13 protein-coding genes are annotated in these 16,913 nt (G+C 61.0%); 12 read left to right on the plus strand and 1 reads right to left on the minus strand.

Annotated elements, in window-relative coordinates:
* The first annotated feature begins 259 nt into the window (after positions 1-259).
* From AC1DSF_RS09815 to AC1DSF_RS09860, 10 genes are all read left to right on the plus strand, one after another.
* Positions 260-1,114, plus strand: a complete 855-nt coding sequence (locus AC1DSF_RS09815) for an alpha/beta fold hydrolase (RefSeq protein WP_478124553.1) — start codon at positions 260-262, stop codon at positions 1,112-1,114.
* Positions 1,115-1,123: 9 nt separating this feature from the next.
* A complete protein-coding gene (locus tag AC1DSF_RS09820) occupies positions 1,124-2,176 on the plus strand; it encodes a 2,5-dihydroxypyridine 5,6-dioxygenase NicX family protein (RefSeq protein WP_478124554.1) in 1,053 nt (350 codons plus the stop codon).
* Positions 2,177-3,412: 1,236 nt separating this feature from the next.
* Positions 3,413-4,576 carry a thiolase domain-containing protein gene (locus tag AC1DSF_RS09825; protein WP_478124706.1) on the plus strand — a complete coding sequence of 388 codons (1,164 nt, stop codon included), beginning with the start codon at positions 3,413-3,415 and terminating at the stop codon, positions 4,574-4,576.
* Positions 4,577-4,580: 4 nt separating this feature from the next.
* On the plus strand, positions 4,581-4,991 hold the full coding sequence (locus AC1DSF_RS09830) for a Zn-ribbon domain-containing OB-fold protein (protein ID WP_478143822.1): 411 nt from the start codon (positions 4,581-4,583) through the stop codon (positions 4,989-4,991).
* A complete protein-coding gene (locus AC1DSF_RS09835) occupies positions 4,988-5,860 on the plus strand; it encodes a MaoC/PaaZ C-terminal domain-containing protein (protein WP_478143823.1) in 873 nt (290 codons plus the stop codon). Before AC1DSF_RS09830 ends, AC1DSF_RS09835 begins: the two co-directional genes overlap by 4 nt.
* Positions 5,861-5,874: 14 nt before the next feature.
* A complete protein-coding gene (locus AC1DSF_RS09840; RefSeq protein WP_478182761.1) occupies positions 5,875-6,792 on the plus strand; it encodes an SDR family NAD(P)-dependent oxidoreductase in 918 nt (305 codons plus the stop codon).
* A 116-nt stretch (positions 6,793-6,908) separates the two neighbouring features.
* Positions 6,909-8,105 carry an acyl-CoA dehydrogenase family protein gene (locus AC1DSF_RS09845; RefSeq protein WP_478124557.1) on the plus strand — a complete coding sequence of 399 codons (1,197 nt, stop codon included), beginning with the start codon at positions 6,909-6,911 and terminating at the stop codon, positions 8,103-8,105.
* An 11-nt stretch (positions 8,106-8,116) separates the two neighbouring features.
* Positions 8,117-9,283 carry an acyl-CoA dehydrogenase family protein gene (locus tag AC1DSF_RS09850; RefSeq protein WP_478124558.1) on the plus strand — a complete coding sequence of 389 codons (1,167 nt, stop codon included), beginning with the start codon at positions 8,117-8,119 and terminating at the stop codon, positions 9,281-9,283.
* Positions 9,284-9,334: 51 nt separating this feature from the next.
* The gene (locus tag AC1DSF_RS09855) at positions 9,335-10,321 is read left to right on the plus strand and encodes a Bug family tripartite tricarboxylate transporter substrate binding protein (protein ID WP_478124559.1); all 987 of its coding nucleotides are present in this window, start codon (positions 9,335-9,337) and stop codon (positions 10,319-10,321) included.
* A 27-nt stretch (positions 10,322-10,348) separates the two neighbouring features.
* Complete coding sequence (locus AC1DSF_RS09860) at positions 10,349-12,007, plus strand: long-chain-fatty-acid--CoA ligase (RefSeq protein ID WP_478124560.1); 1,659 nt, start codon at positions 10,349-10,351, stop codon at positions 12,005-12,007.
* Between the two features lie 478 nt (positions 12,008-12,485).
* Here AC1DSF_RS09860 and AC1DSF_RS09865 read toward each other — a convergent pair whose 3' ends face one another.
* Positions 12,486-13,268, minus strand: coding sequence for an IclR family transcriptional regulator (locus AC1DSF_RS09865; RefSeq protein WP_478124561.1), 783 nt, complete (start codon positions 13,266-13,268; stop codon positions 12,486-12,488).
* 343 nt (positions 13,269-13,611) lie between these two features.
* Here AC1DSF_RS09865 and AC1DSF_RS09870 point away from each other — a divergent pair, with 343 nt between their 5' ends.
* Positions 13,612-14,586 (plus strand): Bug family tripartite tricarboxylate transporter substrate binding protein, encoded by a 975-nt coding sequence (locus AC1DSF_RS09870; RefSeq protein WP_478124562.1) that lies wholly within the window; start codon positions 13,612-13,614, stop codon positions 14,584-14,586.
* A 17-nt stretch (positions 14,587-14,603) separates the two neighbouring features.
* Positions 14,604-16,904, plus strand: a complete 2,301-nt coding sequence (locus tag AC1DSF_RS09875; RefSeq protein ID WP_478124563.1) for a xanthine dehydrogenase family protein molybdopterin-binding subunit — start codon at positions 14,604-14,606, stop codon at positions 16,902-16,904.
* Positions 16,905-16,913: the final 9 nt, after the last annotated feature.

A 16,913-nucleotide genomic window follows, 5' to 3' on the forward strand; every position in this document is an offset into this window, starting at 1 on the left:
CTTCAGGCTGCCGGTGATTCCCGCGCAACCTCTGCAGCCGTGATCCCTTCAAGCGCCAGGCCACCCAACGCCTTGGTCGACGATGCGGCGCAGCCGCTGGGTAAATCCAATACGCGTGTATTTCGTCCTTAGCGGAAGCTGGGCTGCACCCGACGCAGCGAGTTCGCAAGCAAAGCGCAAGTTCGCCGCGGCTTGGAGTCTCTGTCGCGCGCACCTTGCTGTCTGTTTTGCTTGACGGAATAAGATTCCTTAGGGCAGAATGAACCTCCGCTTTTCCGGGGCTGCGAGCAATGGAGAAAACTTGAACTTTGGAAGAGGAACAAACGTCCGTGCCAATGGCATACGGCAGCACTACCTGCATTTCCCGGGTGTTGGTCCCCGCGTGCTCATCGTGCCCGGCATCGTGAGCCCTGCAATCCTCTGGAGTCACGTCGGCAGATGGCTCATGAGCCGCCATGACTGTTTCGTGCTGGATGTCCGAGGTCGTGGACTGTCCGAGGCCGGACCGCATCTCGACTACGGACTGACCACGTGCGCGCATGACGTTGCAGCTTTTATTCGCCAGACAGAGTTGGGGCCTACGATCCTGATTGGGCATTCGATGGGCGCTCGGATAGCGCTGCGGGTATCGGTACAAGATCGAGAACTCGTGCATGGCCTTGTGCTCGTGGACCCGCCCACCAGCGGGCCCGGTCGAAGAAGCTACCCTGTTCCCATCGCCCGGACCCTTGGTCTATTACACGCAGCCCAACGCGGGGAAGCGGCCGAGGCGTTGCGCAGGAGCACTGCCGCTCCGTGGCCAGAGGATCTACAAAGTTTGCGCGCGGAATGGCTGTCGACTTGCGATGAGCGAGCGGTCTATGCAGCCTACGAGGACTTCCACTCTCAGGACATGTTTGCAGACCTTGCAGCGAGTGCATGCCCAGTCTCCTTGATATGCGCAGGCGAGGGCGGCGTGGTTTCTGATGCGGACATTGAGGAGATGCGTCATCTGCGCCCTGATCTAGAGGCGCTCCGTCTAGCAGGCGCGGGACATCAGCTGCAAGCAGAGGACTTTGCTGGATTCAGCGACCTGCTGAGTACCGCGCTGCGCCGCCAATATCAATCGGATTAGGAGAAGCAATTGAAACTTGATGTCGAAATGCTCGATCTGTTCACTCGCGAGCTGGAGCTCTGTCGAGTGAAGCAGGGAGAGAGCGTCGTGGTACTCACTGCCGATGACGAATGGCAGGAGCACGCTCATGCTTTCATGGCGGCCGCTGCCCACCTTGGGGCCACCACGTTCAACATGAACCTGCGCCGCGGTCGGCAAAACGCGGTCGGTGTGCAAGGACGGCACCCTTTGGTGGGCAATGCGCTCGCAATGACCACGCTGAAATCCGCGAGCATGGTCATCGATATGGTCGGCCTGCTGTTCTCGCGTGAGCAGGCAGAGATCCAAGCCGCGGGTGTACGCATCTTGCGGGTGATGGAACCCTTCCATGTGTTGAAGCAGATGTTCCCCACCGAGGATCTTCGGCGCCGCGTTGAGTACGCGAAGGGATTGTTGGAGTCGGCAAAGCAACTGCGCTTCACTTCGGATGCCGGGACCGACATCGTCTACAAGCTCGGCCAGTATCCGGTCATCTCGGAGTACGGATTCACTGCCGAGGCCGGGCGCTGGGACCATTTCCCATCGGGTTTCTCCTTCACTCAAGGCAACGACGGCGGTGTCGATGGTGTGGTCGTGATGCAGCCCGGTGACATCCTTTGCGCCTTTAAACAGTATGTCCAGTCGCCAGTGGTGCTGCGTGTCGAGAAGGGCTATGTGGTCGAAATAATCGGCGAGGGACTAGATGCCGAGCTCATTCGCAGTTATATCGACAGCTTCTGCGATCCTCGGGCCTACGCCATTTCTCACATCGGTTGGGGTCTCAATGAAAAAGCCCGCTGGTATCAATTTTCGGTGACGCGCCAACTCACGAGCGAGCATGTCATGAATGCGCTGTCCTTCTACGGCAACGTGCTCTTCTCGCTCGGGCCGAACCTGGAGCTCGGCGGTACGAACGACACTGCGTGCCACCTGGACCTGCCAATGCGTAACTGCAACCTCTGGCTGGATGATGTGCAGATTCTGAAGAACGGTGATGTTATTCACCCGGCAATGCGCGTCGACATCGCGTCCTCGGATGCGTGAGCGGCGCAACCTGCAGCGCATTCCATCGCATCCGAAGGAATGGCGCCCACGTTCCCCGTGAGATGCCCGTTGCGTCCGCGAAAGAAATGGTCCAGAGCAAGGTGAGTCGAGCTGCTTGAGGGACCTCGGCCATCGTCGATTCAGCCGGTCGATCGCTGAGGGGGTGCATGCTCGACACTTGACTCTGGGCGAACGTTCGGACGGTAGGCACGTGGGAACATCGTCGGGCCTGTCGGCCACGTCCTGGTCAATGCGCCTGGGCTTCTTGCCGTACGCGCAGGTGATCGACTCGGTTCGGTGGTGGACATCGGCGCGCTGCAGGCGCGCCGGCGGCAGGGTGCGGCCGTTGCTGCGTGTTCCGCGGCGTCGGGCTGGTGGGGAGAGAAGCGGCCCAGCTCGGCTTCGATGGCCTCCGTTTGGAGTCCAGCATGTTCTCCAAAATGACCTGCCTGTTCTGGATCGCACTTCTCGCTGTGCTTGCGAAAGCGCAAGCGAAGCACTCGGGTTGTGCGAGCTCTCAGCGAAGCCATCGATGAGCCACAGGCTCACTTTGTGACTGCTCTGCATCGAGGCCCTTCAGTCGTCGGCATTCACCACGAGACGCAGAGAGTCGCGCGGTCGCGCTAGGGACATGAGCTTGCGGTGCAATTGCAGGCCCGTGGGAGTTCGCACGGCCGTGATCACCTCCTCTACGCCCCGAGCACCGGAGCGTCGAGCTGTTCCCCCACATCACCGCCATCCGTAATCCGGGCACGCGTAAGCCGCAACGTGCGGACGCTGGTGCAGACGAGGCGCGGGCACAGCCAGATGGGGATGCCGCAGTGCCCAGTTCCTCGGCGGTCGAAGGGAGCCCTTCCAAAGCTCGCGCACTGCTCATTTCAATCGCCATTGAAGGATGGAAGGAACTGCGGCAAGGCTGGCTCCACGGCGGGAAAGGACCGACCGATTTGCGCCGCCGGGCTCTGGCCCGCCTGGATTGGAGTGGCATGGCGGCTGGACCGCGAAGAGGGGATTTCGCTCTGGTAGACGGCGGTTGCGCAGGCTGTGGGTCGCGCTCGATGCAGAGCGGTCGTCGGAGCCGCGGCGTTAGGAAATTGATCAGGGCTATTGCGCTTTCCGAAATTGCGCCCCAAAATCGTTCCTGTACGCACAACACCGTTCTGTCTGAGGGAATTAACAAATGAAACGCAGATGCTGCCAGCGCGAACTTCGACGCCCAACGGAAAGCGCGTCTTCATGACCATGAAGGGAAAAGCCTGCATTGCGGGCGCGTTCGAACATCCACTGCGCAAAGCCGAGCATCACTCGGTTGCCCAGTTGCACGCGGAGTGCGCTCGCGGAGCACTCGCCGACGCGGGGCTTTCGATCAAGGACGTCGACGCCTACTTTTGCGCCGGTGATGCTCCAGGGTTGGGACCTCTGTCCATGCTGGACTACATGGGGCTGGACGTGAAGCATCTGGACACGACGGAGACCGGAGGCTCCTCGTATCTCATCCACGTCGCGCACGCGGCCCAGGCCATTGCGGCGGGCAAGTGCAATGTCGCGCTGATCACGCTGGCCGGCAAGCCGCGCACTGATCCGTCGACGGCGAAGCCGCGCGAATACGGTGCTACATCGCCAGATGTGGCGTTCGAGCAGCCCTTCGGCATGAACACGCTCACCGGCTACGCCCTTGCTGCGCGCCGCCACATGCATGTCTACGGCACGACGCCAGAGCAGTTGGCCTGGATCAAAGTCGCGGCTGCCACGCACGCTCAGCACAATCCGAACGCGATGCTTCGCCAGCTCGTCACCGTCGAGGACGTGGTCAACTCACCCCTCGTCGCAGACCCGCTTCATCGTCTCGATTGCTGTGTTGTGAGTGATGGCGGCGGCGCGCTCGTGGTCACTCGGCCAGAGATTGCGAGAAGTCTCAAGCGCCCAGTGGTCACTGTGCTGGGCGCGGGAGAGTCTGTGCGCGGTGTCTATGGCGGCTGGGAGGACCTGCTGGTTACGGGGGCGGCGCATTCGGGTTCGCAAGCCTTTGCTGAAGCGGGCGTCAAACCGGCCGATATCCAGTACGCCTCCATCTACGACAGCTTCACGATCACAGTTTTGCTCCAGCTGGAAGATCTTGGGTTCTGCCGCAAGGGTGAGGGCGGCCGTTTCGTGCAGGACGGCGGTCTCATCTCCGGCGTCGGCAGGCTGCCCTTCAACACAGATGGCGGCGGCCTGTGCAACAACCATCCTGCCAACCGCGGCGGCATCACCAAGGTGATCGAAGCCGTGCGCCAGTTGCGTGGCGAGGCGCATCCAAAGGTCCAAGTTCCCAATTGCGAGATCGCTCTCGCCCAAGGCACTGGCGGCAATTTGGGGGCGCGTCATGGAAGCGCCACGCTCATTCTCGGACGGAGTTAACCAGATGTTTCTTTCAGACGACCGCGAATGGCCCGCTCCCGCTACGAATCCAGAAAACGAGGCGTTCTTCGCCGCGGCCGCACAAGGGCGTTTGCTATTCGGCCAATGCCGAGACTGCGGAAAGCGCCACTACTACCCCCGCCGTAGTTGCCCACATTGCTTCTCGGCCCAAGTCGACTGGGTCGACGCGAGCGGCCGCGGGCGAATCTACTCCTACACAGTGAGCGGAGCAGCCTCCGACCGGCAGGTTCTCGCTTTCATCCAGCTGGAAGAGGGCGTACGCATGTTGTCCAACATTGTGGACGCGGCGCCTGCAGCACTGTCCGTTGGCGAGGCCGTGCGAGTCGCATTTGGTCGCGCAGGGAGTGTCAGAGTGCCTGTCTTCGTGCTGGATGATGCGGGAGCGAAAGCGTGAACGTCGAAGCCGTGATGGCCTGGAGCCGAACAGTCATTCACGACTACTCCTTGCGCGAGTCGGCGCTCTATGCTTTGGCAATTGGTGCAGTATCCGACCCGCTCGATAGGTACCAGTTGCGACTGGTGGACGAGGCCGACCAGGTGGTTGTGCCGTCCATTGCGGCCGTAATTGCGTCGCCCGGCTTCTGGGCTCGTGACGAAAGGTCGATGGAGATTGATGCCGCGCGCCTGGTCCACGGGGAGCAGCGAATCGCGCTGGAGCGTGCGTTGCCTCCGCACGGCCGTGTCGTCGGCGTGTCTCGCGTCTGCCGCATCGTCGACAAGGGCGAAGGAAAAGGCGCGCTGATCACCGTGCGCAAGACCTTGCAGTCCGAGCAGGGAGAGCGCTATGGGCAGGCGTGGCAGCTTTTCTTTTGCCGAGGCGACGGGGGCTTCTCGGCAAGCGGGGCGGCCGACCTGATTCTTGACGATGAGCCCTTGCCCCCGCTCGCTGCAGCTCCAACACGGGAGGCCGATCAGCGCGTGCGGTACTCGGTACGGAAAGAAGCAGCATTGCTCTATCGTCTCTGTGGAGACGCCAACCGGCTTCATATTGATTTGGAAGTTGCGCGCCGCGCTGGCTTCCCCCGGCCGATTCTTCACGGCCTGGCTACCTATGGCTTGGCGGCCGTTGCAGTCATTCGGGCCTTCGCTTCAGGCGACGCGCAAAAGTTGCACGGCTTGGATGCCCGTTTTTCCGCGCCGCTCTACCCAGGCGAGGAAGTCGAGTTCCGGATGTGGGACGAAGGCACACATGTAGCGCTTGAGGGCCATGTCGCCGCGCGCGACGCTGTCGTGATCAGCCACGCCCGAGCGCGTTTTCAATAAATGAAAGTGAAGCAATGAGCAAATTCATGGATGGCAAGGTTGCCGTGGTCACGGGCGCGGGCGGCGGCATCGGGCGAGACATCGCACTGCAGTTGGCACAGGCCGGCGCTCGAGTCGTGGTCAACGACATCGGCGCATCGCTCAGTGGCGAGGGCGGCGATCCGGGGCCGGCAGGCGGGGTGGTCGCAGAAATCCAAGCAGCCGGGGGGGAGGCCAGCGCCAACACAGATTCCATCGCCATGCAGGGCGGAGCTCGCCGGCTGATCCAGCAAGCGGTCGACACTTTCGGTCGGATAGATTGCGTGGTCAACAATGCGGGAATCCTGCGCGATCGCTTCTTCCACAAAATGAGCGAACAAGAGTGGGACGCGGTAGTGAAGGTGCATCTCTACGGCTCTTTCTACACAAGCAGTGCTGCGGCCGCATTCTTCAAGGAGCAGGGGAGCGGGTCCTTTGTCCACATGACCTCCACCTCGGGACTCGTCGGCAACCGGGCGCAGGCCAACTACGCGGCCGCCAAATTGGGCATCGTGGGTCTCTCGCGCTCCATTGCCCTCGACATGCAGCGATCCGGGGTCCGCTCCAACTGCATTGCTCCGTTTGCTTGGGGGCGCATGGTGGCATCTGTTCCGATCACGACCGAAGCCCAGCGGCTTGCTGCCGAGCGCAAGCAGCAGTTGATGACGCCAGCCAAGGTCGCACCCTTGGCCGTGTTCCTCGCGAGTGATCTGGGTGCAGATGTCAATGGCCAGGTTTTCGCTGTGCGCGCGAATGAAATCATGCTCATGAGCCAGCCGCGCCCGGCCAAATCTGTACATCAGTCGGATGGTTGGACGCCCGAGAGCATCGCCGAACACGCACTGCCCGCCATGCGCCACGCTTTGACGCCCCTCGAGGAAACAGCGGACGTCTTCAACTGGCCGCCCATCTAACGCAAAGTCCTCGCACCCACTCAGACCGCTCGCAGCGGCCGGCAGTGCCGCTGCGCCGCAGAAGCGTGAGCGATCGCGACGGTTCCTCACTTTGAATCAACGCATAAGGAGCAAATGTGGATCTGAACTACAGCGCGGGGGACCTGGAGTTCCGCGACACCGTGGTCGCTTGGTTGCAGGAGAGCGTGCCCGAAGACCTGCGGGCCAAGGTGCTCCACCACAAGCGGTTGAACCGCGAAGACTTCGTACGCTGGCACAAGATCCTGGCCGCGCAGGGATGGGTTGGGACCAACTGGCCGGTCGAGTACGGGGGAACAGGCTGGTCCGCAGTCCAGCGTCATATCTGGGAAGAAGCGTGTGCCGCCGCGGGCGCACCAATCGTCATGCCCTTCGGCGTCAACATGGTGGCACCCGTCATCATGGCCTTCGCCAACGAGGCGCAGAAGCGCCACTACCTGCCGCGCATCCTGAACTGCGACGACTGGTGGTGTCAGGGCTATTCGGAGCCCGGCGCAGGCTCCGACCTGGCTGCGCTGAAGATGCGCGCAGATCGGGTCGGCGATCACTACATCCTGAACGGTCAGAAAACCTGGACGACGTGGGCGCAACACGCCAACATGATCTTCTGCCTGGTGCGCACCGATGCAAAGGCGCGGAAGCAAGAAGGCATCTCCTTCCTGCTGATCGACATGAAAACACCGGGCATCACTGTGCGGCCCATCATCATGCTCGACGAAGAGCATGAGGTGAACGAAGTGTTCTTCGACAACGTCGCGGTTCCGGTTGCGAACCTGATCGGCGAGGAGAACCGGGGCTGGACCTACGCGAAGTATCTGCTGGGTCACGAGCGCACAAACATCGCGGCCGTCGGGCGCTCCAAGAGAGAAATGCGTCTGCTCAAGCGACTGGCGCAGAAGCAGCACAAGAACGATAAGCCGTTACTGAGCGACCCCGTGTTTGCCGCAAAGGTGGCGTCCCTTGAGATCGAGTTGATGGCACTTGAGATGCTGGTGCAGACAACAATCTCCCGGGAAAGCCACGGCAGATCACCAGGCCCCGAAGCATCGATGCTGAAGATCAAAGGAAGCGAGATTCAGCTGGCAATCACCGAGCTGATGCTGGAAGCCGTTGGCCCCTATGGTGCTCCCTTCGATCCCGCGTTCCTCATTGGCGACCGCGCGCACAGCGTGACGCAGAACGACGACGCAGCGCCTTTGGCGTCGCTGTATCTCAATTACCGAAAGATCGCGATCTACGGCGGATCCAACGAAATCCAGAAAAACGTCATCGCCAAGCTCGTACTGGGCCTGTAAGGGATCGAATCATGAACTTCAATTACACACAGGAACAGCAACAGTTCGCCGACAGTTTGCGCCGCTGGATCGAAAAGGACTACAGCTTCGAGCAACGAAAGGCCATCATTCACTCAGAGACTGGTGTCTCGGAGAAGGCGTGGACCGCCCTGGCCGAACTTGGAGTGACGGCGCTGGCGTTGCCCGAGTCTCTTGGCGGGCTCGACGGCAGCGTGTTGGACATGTTCATTGTGATGGAGCAGCTAGGGCGCGGTCTGCTGGTCGAGCCCTGCTTTTCATCGGCGATGGGCGCCGAGTTTCTCAAGCTCTCCGGTCGCCACACCGCGCTGATGGAGGAGGTCGCTGCAGGTCGCATCAAGCTGGCCTGTGCGCTGGGGGAGCGGCAATCCCGGCACGACCTGTTCGACGTCGCGACGACGGGGAGAGTGATCGACGGTGGCCATCTGCTTGACGGCACCAAGACGGTCGTGATGCATGGCGGGCAGGCGGAACATCTCATCGTATCCGCCCGTAGTTCTGGGGGCCGCCGGGAGACGGGAGGCATATCCCTCTTCTTGCTACCTGCTAATGCGCCAGGTGTCGTTGTGCGCGACTACCGGACGATCGATGGCCTGCGCGCGGCCGACGTCGAACTGAATGATGTTCGGTTGCCCATATCGTCTCTATTGTGTTCCGAAGGTCGCGGCTGGGATCTCCTTGAGGCGGCGACGGACTACGGCATCGTGTTGCTCTGCGGTGAAGCCGTCGGCGCTATGGATGCCCTGAACGCCGCGACATTGGCCTATCTGAAGGAGCGCCAGCAGTTCGGTGTACCGATCGGCAGCTTCCAAAGCTTGCAGCATCGGATGGTCGACATGGCGATCCACCTTGCTCAGGCGCGCGCCATCTCCACGCTTGCGGCGGCCAAGCTCTCCGCGGGGGTAGGTCCGCAGGAGCGTCGGCGGATCACGTCGGCGGCCAAGGCTCGCGCAGGCCAAGCCATGAGGTTCATCGCGCAACAAGCCGTGCAATTGCATGGTGGGATGGGGCTCACTGACGAGTTCCCTGTCTCCCACTATGTGAAGCGGCTCACTGTGATTGAGCTGATGCTCGGCGACACCGATCACCACCTGGCCCGGTTCGCCGCGCAGCCTGAATTCCTCGACGAAAACGCTCTGCCCTCGCCATCACCGGGTTGAACTTCTCTGCCCACTGGTTTCCTTGTCAGATGCATCAATGGAGTCATCATCATGAAGTGTCGCGTTCAGTTCTTCTCAACGTGCCGGAATTTCCTGCTTGCCGCCGCCGTGGCGTCGGCAGGCACGCTGGCCGCCGCCCAGACCGCCTTCCCCAGCAGGCCGATCAAATTGATCGTGCCTACCAATCCGGGAGGAAGCATTGACACTGTCGCGCGGATTCTCGGTGAAGAGCTTTCCAAGGAGTTGAAGCAGCCGGTCATCGTCGAAAACAAGACCGGTGCGAGCGGAATGATTGCGGCTTCAGCGGTCTCGCATTCGGCACATGATGGATACACCTTGCTCGTCACGCACACTGGCGTTCTGCAGGCTGATCTGTTGCGCAAAAATTCTTCTTACCGACTCAGCGATCTTGCTCCAGTGGCGGAGGTGTCGAACACGCCGGTGGCTTTCGGCGTGAACAGCAGCGTCCCTGCTACCGATCTGAAGTCATTTATTGCGCTGGCGAAGGCGCAGCCCGGAAAGTTGAGCTATGGCTCATACGGAAAGGGCACCTCGGCGCATATTTGGGCAGAGCAGTTTAGCCAGCAAGCGGACATCCAGTTGGTCCACGTCCCCTATGCTGGGGAGGTCCCCGCCCTGCAGGACGTCCTGTCTGGCAACCTGACCTCGGGATGGGGTGCCGTGGGTACCTACAAGCAGTACGCGGATGCCAACAAGATCCGCATTCTTGCGATAGCAAACCCGGTGCGTTCAGTGCTGATGCCAAACGTTCCCACGTTCATCGAGGCAGGTTTCCCCGAGATGAATGCGAGCGGATGGTGCGGAGTCTTTGCCCCTGCCGGCACGCCCAAGGCGATCGTTGCGCAACTGTCCCAGCTCATCGTCAAGATCGTGCAACGTCCCGAGATCTCGGCGCGCATATTGCCCACTGGGCAAGAGCCAACCGGCACCGATGATGATGCCTTCGGCAAACGAGTAAATCGCGATCGGCAGGCCTGGGCGAAGGCGATCTCCGCATTCAACATCACGCTCGACTGAATGTTATTGATGGACTGAACTAGAACGATGAAATCGCAGCAAATCCGTAACTGGCCTCAACACCTTCCGCACCAGCTGACGACGCCGGCCACCACTCTTTACTTCAACCTGTTCGTGTCGGCAGTCCGTTTTCCTGAAAAGGCTGTCCTGATAGATGCGCGTGGTTCCCTCACCTACTGTGAGCTACTCGATCAGGTGGATCGGATGGCCGGGTTCCTGGAGCGGGGTCTGAAAGTCCAAGGAGCGGACCGCGTCATGTTGTATATGCAGAACTGCCGGGAGTTTGTCATCGCGTACTACGCAATCCTGCGGGTTGGTGCCGTGGTGGTACCTGTTAACCCGATGAACAAGCGTGGGGAGCTAGGGCACTACCGAGCAGACAGCCAAGCGCTTGTCGCGTTCTGTGGCAGCGAAGACCTGGACGAACTCTTGGCCATGGATGGGGCCACGGAGCTTGCGGCAGTCGTCGTCGCAAACGGGCGACCTCTGGCGGGTAGCCCTATGGAACGGGTGTCCGCACGTTCGGTTCCATCGGTCCACGACTTCGAATCGGCCATGGCGGCCGGGCATACGACCGCAAGCCCTGCTGCGCAGGACTTCGAGCAGGTGGCGGTGATTCTCTACAGCTCGGGAACCACTGGCAGTCCCAAGGGTTGCATGCATACGCACCGCTCGATGATGGCAAGCACCAATTCGGTGGCCCACTGGATGGGGATGCAATCGGAAACTGTCGTGCTGGCGGCGCTCCCTTTCTTCCACATCACCGGGATGCAGAACATGATGAACACCCCGATCTATGTTGGGGGGACGCTGGTCCTGCTCCAGCGATGGGATCGGGATGCCGCGGCTGAACTGATTGCCCGCTGCAAGGTGACGCACTGGAACATGATGCCGACCATGTTGATTGACTTCTTGGCCAGCCCTCACCTGGACAGTTATGACCTGCGATCGCTGCGGCGCTTGGGGGGCGGAGGCGCAGGGATGCCTGAAGCGGTGGGCGAGCGCATCAAGGCGTTGATCGGACTCGACTTTCTTGAAGGCTATGGATTGTCCGAGGGCATGCCTTTCACGGGCAACCCTGCCGTGCATTTCAAGCGGCGGTGTTTGGGCGTCCCGCTGTTCAATACCGATGTGCGGATCGTGGATCCCGAGAATCTGCGGGAGTTGCCACAAGGCGAGGTAGGCGAAATCGTTGTCTCCAGCGACAAGACGTTCAAAGGTTACTGGAACAACGAAACCGCTACCCGCGATGCATTTATCGACTTGGACGAAAGAAAGTTCTTTCGTACCGGAGATCTGGGCTACATGGACCAGGACGGCTACTTCTTCATGGTGGATCGGCTCAAGCGCATGGTCAATGCGGCCGGCTACAAGGTGTGGCCTACAGAAATCGAGGCACTCTTGCATGAGCATCCGGACGTGAGAGAAGCATGCGTGATCGCCGCCAGCGACCCTTATCGCGGAGAGACGGTGAAAGCTGTGATCGTGCTGCATGAGGCTGCGAGAGGACGCGTATCTGCTGCAGATGTCATTGAATGGTCCAAAGCAAAAATGGCTGCCTACAAATATCCTCGGTTGGTGGAGTTTGTTGAGGAGCTTCCGAGACTAGCCACAGGCAAGATCGCATGGCGGCAGTTGCAGGAAGCTGAACGAGCCAAAGACCGCGCGATCTCAGAAGCGCCGTAAGCAGCTCCCTGTCTCGCACTGGCCAGCCGCGTCCACCGACCAGGACGTGGGGATCGACTTCGGTAGTCGGCTGGTCCTCGCATAGTCGATGGGGCTTGGCCGGGCACGGCACGGGGGCGCGTCGGGAAGCATCGGAGATATCCACCGAATAGCCGCTGACCTCGACCCCTGGAATCTCCCGCCAAAGAAGCTCAAGCCAATTGCATCCAGTGTCGAAGGCACGATCTGGCATGCATGAAAGCCGGCCGGCATCGGCCATGATTCATGGATGGCGCCGCGGTCTGTGCGTAGTCGCGAACAATACGAACGACAACGCGGGCCACCTTGGCCGAGACAAACAGGCTCTCGACCTTTCTATGGCAGAACTTCGTACGCGGTCCGCCTCTACAGAGGCGCATGGCTTCGGCAACGGTGTGTTGTCGCTGCTCCTCTTGCGAAGCCACGCCATGGAGCACGCGATGCGAGCTGACGGGCGATGCTAGGTCGCTCTCGCGGATGCCGACGATGGAACCGTTGAAGCGAAGTCGGAATTTGCAGATGCGGTTTCGAACACTGCAGTGTCGCCACCGAGGCGCCGGGTCAAATCGGAGGCAGCCTTGAGCACCGCCAGCGACATGCCAGGTATGAACTCTGAGGAGAAACGTGCCGACGGGCCAGAAATAGCCAGGGCGCCGCGCAGACTGCCCATGGGACCGAAGACCGGCGCGGCAATCGCGCCAATGTCCGGCTCTCGCTCGCCAATGGTCACGATGAGCGGCTGCTCGGGGAAATTTGCCGGAGGAGTCAGTGCGCGGTCGAAGCTGTGCAGCACTCTGCCGGCGGCACCTTTATCCAAGGGCAGAAGGTCACCGGTGCGGATGTGATCGCGTACCGATTTCGGCGAGTCAACTCGAAACAGGCACACCCTCAGATTGTCCTCACGAGTGAAGAAGGAAGCGCCTTCGCCTGTTTCCTGAACCAATCGTCTCAGGATAGCGGGCACGTGGTCGTCGAGCCGCAGGGCCGCTTGATAGAGTCCCCCCCAATGCAGAAGCATCGAGCCCAATTGATAGGTGCCGTCATCGAGGCGAACGATGCAATGCTCGCGGATCAGCGAGGTCATTGTTCGCAGGATGGTGCTTTTGTACATCCCAGTGCGCTGCGCTAGCTCACTCAGGTTGAGCGAAGTGTCGCCTGCGCGGAAAGCACGGAGGATCGCGAAAGCTCTTTCGACGGCGGCAACGCCTCCGACCTTTTGCTCGTCTTCTCTCTCAGCTTTCATCAGTTGCTCCGTCCAATTGAGGTTTCTTCGACATCACGGATCTATGTAAGCCAATCCGATGAACAAGTGGCCTAGGCCACCTCTGCTGGCTCCACAAACGAGTGGGGCGGTGCAGCGCTATCTGGCGGCGGGCCGTCGTTCGCTTCTGAGGGTCGCTGAACATGCGTGCAAAAAGGCAAGGCGAACGAATTGCCAGGCTCCCACATTACAAATGCCGCTCAAATTCCGCTTGACATCATAGCGTGGCGCAGAACAGAATTAGATTCCCTAGGGCGATATCGTATTCTGCTGTACGCAACGGAAGAGACGCCCGCTCGCGAGACCCATTTGTAGGAGTTTCTTTATGTTCACGACGAAAAAGGTACTTGCGGCGTGCTGCGGGGTCGCACTGGCTGTGCTTGCGATCTCTGTACAAGCGCAGACCTACCCCAGCAAAGCCATCACGATCGTTGCGCCGTACCCGCCGGGCGGTGCAACCGATCTCTATGCCCGCTCGGTGGCGAACGGACTCGCCGAGTTTGGGCAGCCCACCATCGTCGACAACAGGGCTGGCGCCTCTGGACTCATTGGCGCCGAATACGTCTCACGGCAGCCGGCGGACGGCCAAACGCTGCTCATCGGCGCGTCGTCGATGTTCTCCATCCTGCCGCAGCTCTTGCCGCGCATGAAGGAAGTCGCCAGCCATGTCGAGCCGGTCTCTATGCTGGGATTCAATCCCTCCTATGTTGTCGTGCCGGCCTCGCTGCCGGTGAACACCATTCAGGAACTCATTGCCTACCTCAAGGCAAAACCGGGCGAGTACGCCTACGGTTCGGCTGGCAAGGGGACGTCCCAGCATGTGTTCATGGAACTCTTCAAGCAGCGCGCCGGCGTCGATCTGCTGCCGGTTCAGTACAAGGGCAGCAGTCCTATGGTGGTGGACCTCATCGCTGGCCGGGTCGTGATGGCGATCGAACAAGGCCCGGCGGTGCTGTCGCAAATCAAGGCTGGCAGGCTTAAGGCGCTGGCAGTGACGACGGCCAAGCGTGCGCAGGCAATGCCCAATATCCCGACCCTCTCGGAGACCGTGCTCCCCGGCTTCGAGGCCGTGACGTGGTTCGCTCTCTATGCGCCCTCCGGAGTTCCAAAGAGCGTCATCGCCAAGATGGTTCCGCAAATCGCCAAGACCATGAACTCCGCAGAGGTGAAGGAACGGATGTACGCGGTCGGTGTAGAGCCCACGTCCAGCTCGCCCGAGGATGTCGCGAAGCGGCAAGCGGCAGAAACCAAGACCTGGGCTGCTGTGATCTCCCAGTCGCACATCACCCTGGACGAGTAACCTCCCTCCTACTCGGTATGCATTCCCATCCGAACCTTCCGCTCCATCAGGAGCCTCGTGCCGACTATCTCCAGAAAGTCACGGGCGCGGCGATCTTCGCCAGCGACGTCGAGGTGCCCGGCATGCTGCAAGGGAAGATCTTGCGCAGCACGGTGCCCCACGCTCGCATCCGCAGCATCGACACGAGCGCTGCGCTGGCCATGCCGGGTGTGGTTGCCGTCCTTACCGGGGCCGACATGAGAAACCTCCCCGGGAGTGCCAACCGGTGGGGACTCTACCTGCGCGATCGCGAGGTGATTGCTATAGAAAAAGTGCGGTATGTCGGCGATCCGGTCGCAGCGGTTGCGGCCATCGATGAGGTCACAGCGGAAGAGGCTGTGGATGCCATCGTCGTCGAGTACGAGCCGCTGCCTTTCGTGACAACCGCCCGCGAGGCGATGGCCGAAGGCGCCGAACTTGTCCATGAAGAGATGGACAAGCTGAAGGATTTCTATTTTCGAGGCGAGGCCAGCCCCGTAGAGGGGACAAACATCTTCCAGCACTGGAAGTACACCAGCGGGGATGTGGACCAGGCCTATGCCGCGGCGGCCCGCATCTTCGAAGACACCTTCACCTTTCCGATGGTGTTCCATTTCGCGATGGAGCCTCATGTCAGCATCGCGAATTGGAAGCCGCATGCACTGGAGATCTGGAGTGGCGGTCAAACGCCGACCGCGATCGCCCGGGTGTGCTCGGAGACACTCGGCATTCCTCTGGCATGCGTGCGTGTGCATTCGCCCTACATCGGCGGAGGCTTTGGAGGAAAGGCATCGGTCAAGATCGATCCGCTGGTGGCGGCATTGTCCTGGAAGGCTCGGGCACCCGTGCGCGTTTGCCTGTCCATTTCCGAATCGATGCTGACCTGCCGACGCCTCGATGCCGAAATCACGCTCAAGACCGCAGTCGACGAAACCGGTCGGATCACGGCGAAATCCATCAAGGCCGTGCTGAACGGCGGAGCCTTTGCCGATACTGGGCCAGCGATCGCCATCAAGGCAGCCATTCGTGCCATCGGCCCGTATCACATTCCAAACCTTCGGCTGGAGTCGTACGGCGTCTACACCAACACGGTACCGGGCGCGGCCTTCCGATCCATTGGTGGGCCGCAAGCCGTCTGGGCGACAGAGTCACAGATGGACATCATGGCCGATGCGTTGGGCGTGGATCCCATTGAGTTCCGCATGTTCAACATGGCAGACAAGGGACAGACCATCAAGCCGGATCTGCGACCCCTGGACGTGGACATGCGCAATTCCCTGCGCCAGGCCGTGGGCGCTCTGGAGGCGCTTCCCGAGATGACCGGCGCACAACGTCGCGGCCGGGGTGTTGCGGTAGGCGTGAGCGATCCCGGCATCATGCCCATTGGCGGGGCCACCGTTCGCCTGCGGGCGGACGGCTCAATCAATGTATCGGCCAACTCGGTCGAAATCGGTCAAGGCAATCGAGGCGTGCTGCGGATCGTCGCGCAGAAGATGCTGCGCCAGCCACTGCGCATGATTTCAGTGTCGGAACCGGACACCTTGCTCGCGCCATACGATTGGGGGACCGGCGCCAGCCGATCGACGGTGATCATCGGGCTGGCCGTACAGATGGCCTGCGAAGACATCCTGCGCCAGATTGGCGAGACGGCTGCCACTGTGCTCGGTGGTTTGCCTTCGGACTACCAACTGGAAGAAGGCCGCATCGAAGGGCCCGCCGGGTCGATCTCCATCCTTGAACTGTTGAGCCGCTTCAACGGCATGAGCGCTGGCGAGTTTTTCGGGGTCGGCCGGGTGAACTCGGAGACGAAGAACGGCGCGTTCAAGCTCGCCCCCCTGTTCTGGGAAACCGGTGCCGGCGCATGTGAAATCGAGGTCGACGAGAGCACTGGAGCCGTCCGCATTGTCCGGGTCGGGGGCGCTGCGGACTTGGGCTATGTCATGAATCCCAAGGCCGCAGAGGGCCAGGACGAAGGTGCCATGGTGATGGGCTTGGGTCATACCCTCTTCGAGGAATACATCTACGAGGACGGCCAGGTGGTGAATGGCACCTTGTTCGACTACAGGGTGCCGACCATGGAAGACGTGCCGGTCCATGTTGGAACCGTATTGATCGAAAGCCTTGACGGCCCCGGCCCCTTTGGCGCCCGCGGTGGTGGAGAAGGCGCAATCCTGCCGGTCGCTCCGGCCGTCGCGAATGCACTCTTCCAAGGCTGGGGAGTACGAATCAAGGACCTGCCGTTGACGCCCGAGCGGGTCTGGCGAGCGCTGAAAGCAGTCAAGGCTGCGCAAAACAACTGAAGAGGACAG

The organism is Variovorax sp. 01N429 (assembly GCF_056399425.1).

Bases quoted from the DNA above. Each gene is read 5' to 3' on its own strand.
- AC1DSF_RS09815 (WP_478124553.1), top strand. From the start codon at position 260: ATGAACCTCCGCTTTTCCGGGGCTGCGAGCAATGGAGAAAACTTGAAC.
- AC1DSF_RS09825 (WP_478124706.1), top strand. From the start codon at position 3,413: ATGACCATGAAGGGAAAAGCCTGCATTGCGGGCGCGTTCGAACATCCA.
- AC1DSF_RS09830 (WP_478143822.1), top strand. From the start codon at position 4,581: ATGTTTCTTTCAGACGACCGCGAATGGCCCGCTCCCGCTACGAATCCA.
- AC1DSF_RS09840 (WP_478182761.1), top strand. From the start codon at position 5,875: ATGAGCAAATTCATGGATGGCAAGGTTGCCGTGGTCACGGGCGCGGGC.
- AC1DSF_RS09850 (WP_478124558.1), top strand. From the start codon at position 8,117: ATGAACTTCAATTACACACAGGAACAGCAACAGTTCGCCGACAGTTTG.
- AC1DSF_RS09855 (WP_478124559.1), top strand. From the start codon at position 9,335: ATGAAGTGTCGCGTTCAGTTCTTCTCAACGTGCCGGAATTTCCTGCTT.
- AC1DSF_RS09860 (WP_478124560.1), top strand. From the start codon at position 10,349: ATGAAATCGCAGCAAATCCGTAACTGGCCTCAACACCTTCCGCACCAG.
- AC1DSF_RS09865 (WP_478124561.1), bottom strand. From the start codon at position 13,268: ATGAAAGCTGAGAGAGAAGACGAGCAAAAGGTCGGAGGCGTTGCCGCC.
- AC1DSF_RS09870 (WP_478124562.1), top strand. From the start codon at position 13,612: ATGTTCACGACGAAAAAGGTACTTGCGGCGTGCTGCGGGGTCGCACTG.
- AC1DSF_RS09875 (WP_478124563.1), top strand. From the start codon at position 14,604: ATGCATTCCCATCCGAACCTTCCGCTCCATCAGGAGCCTCGTGCCGAC.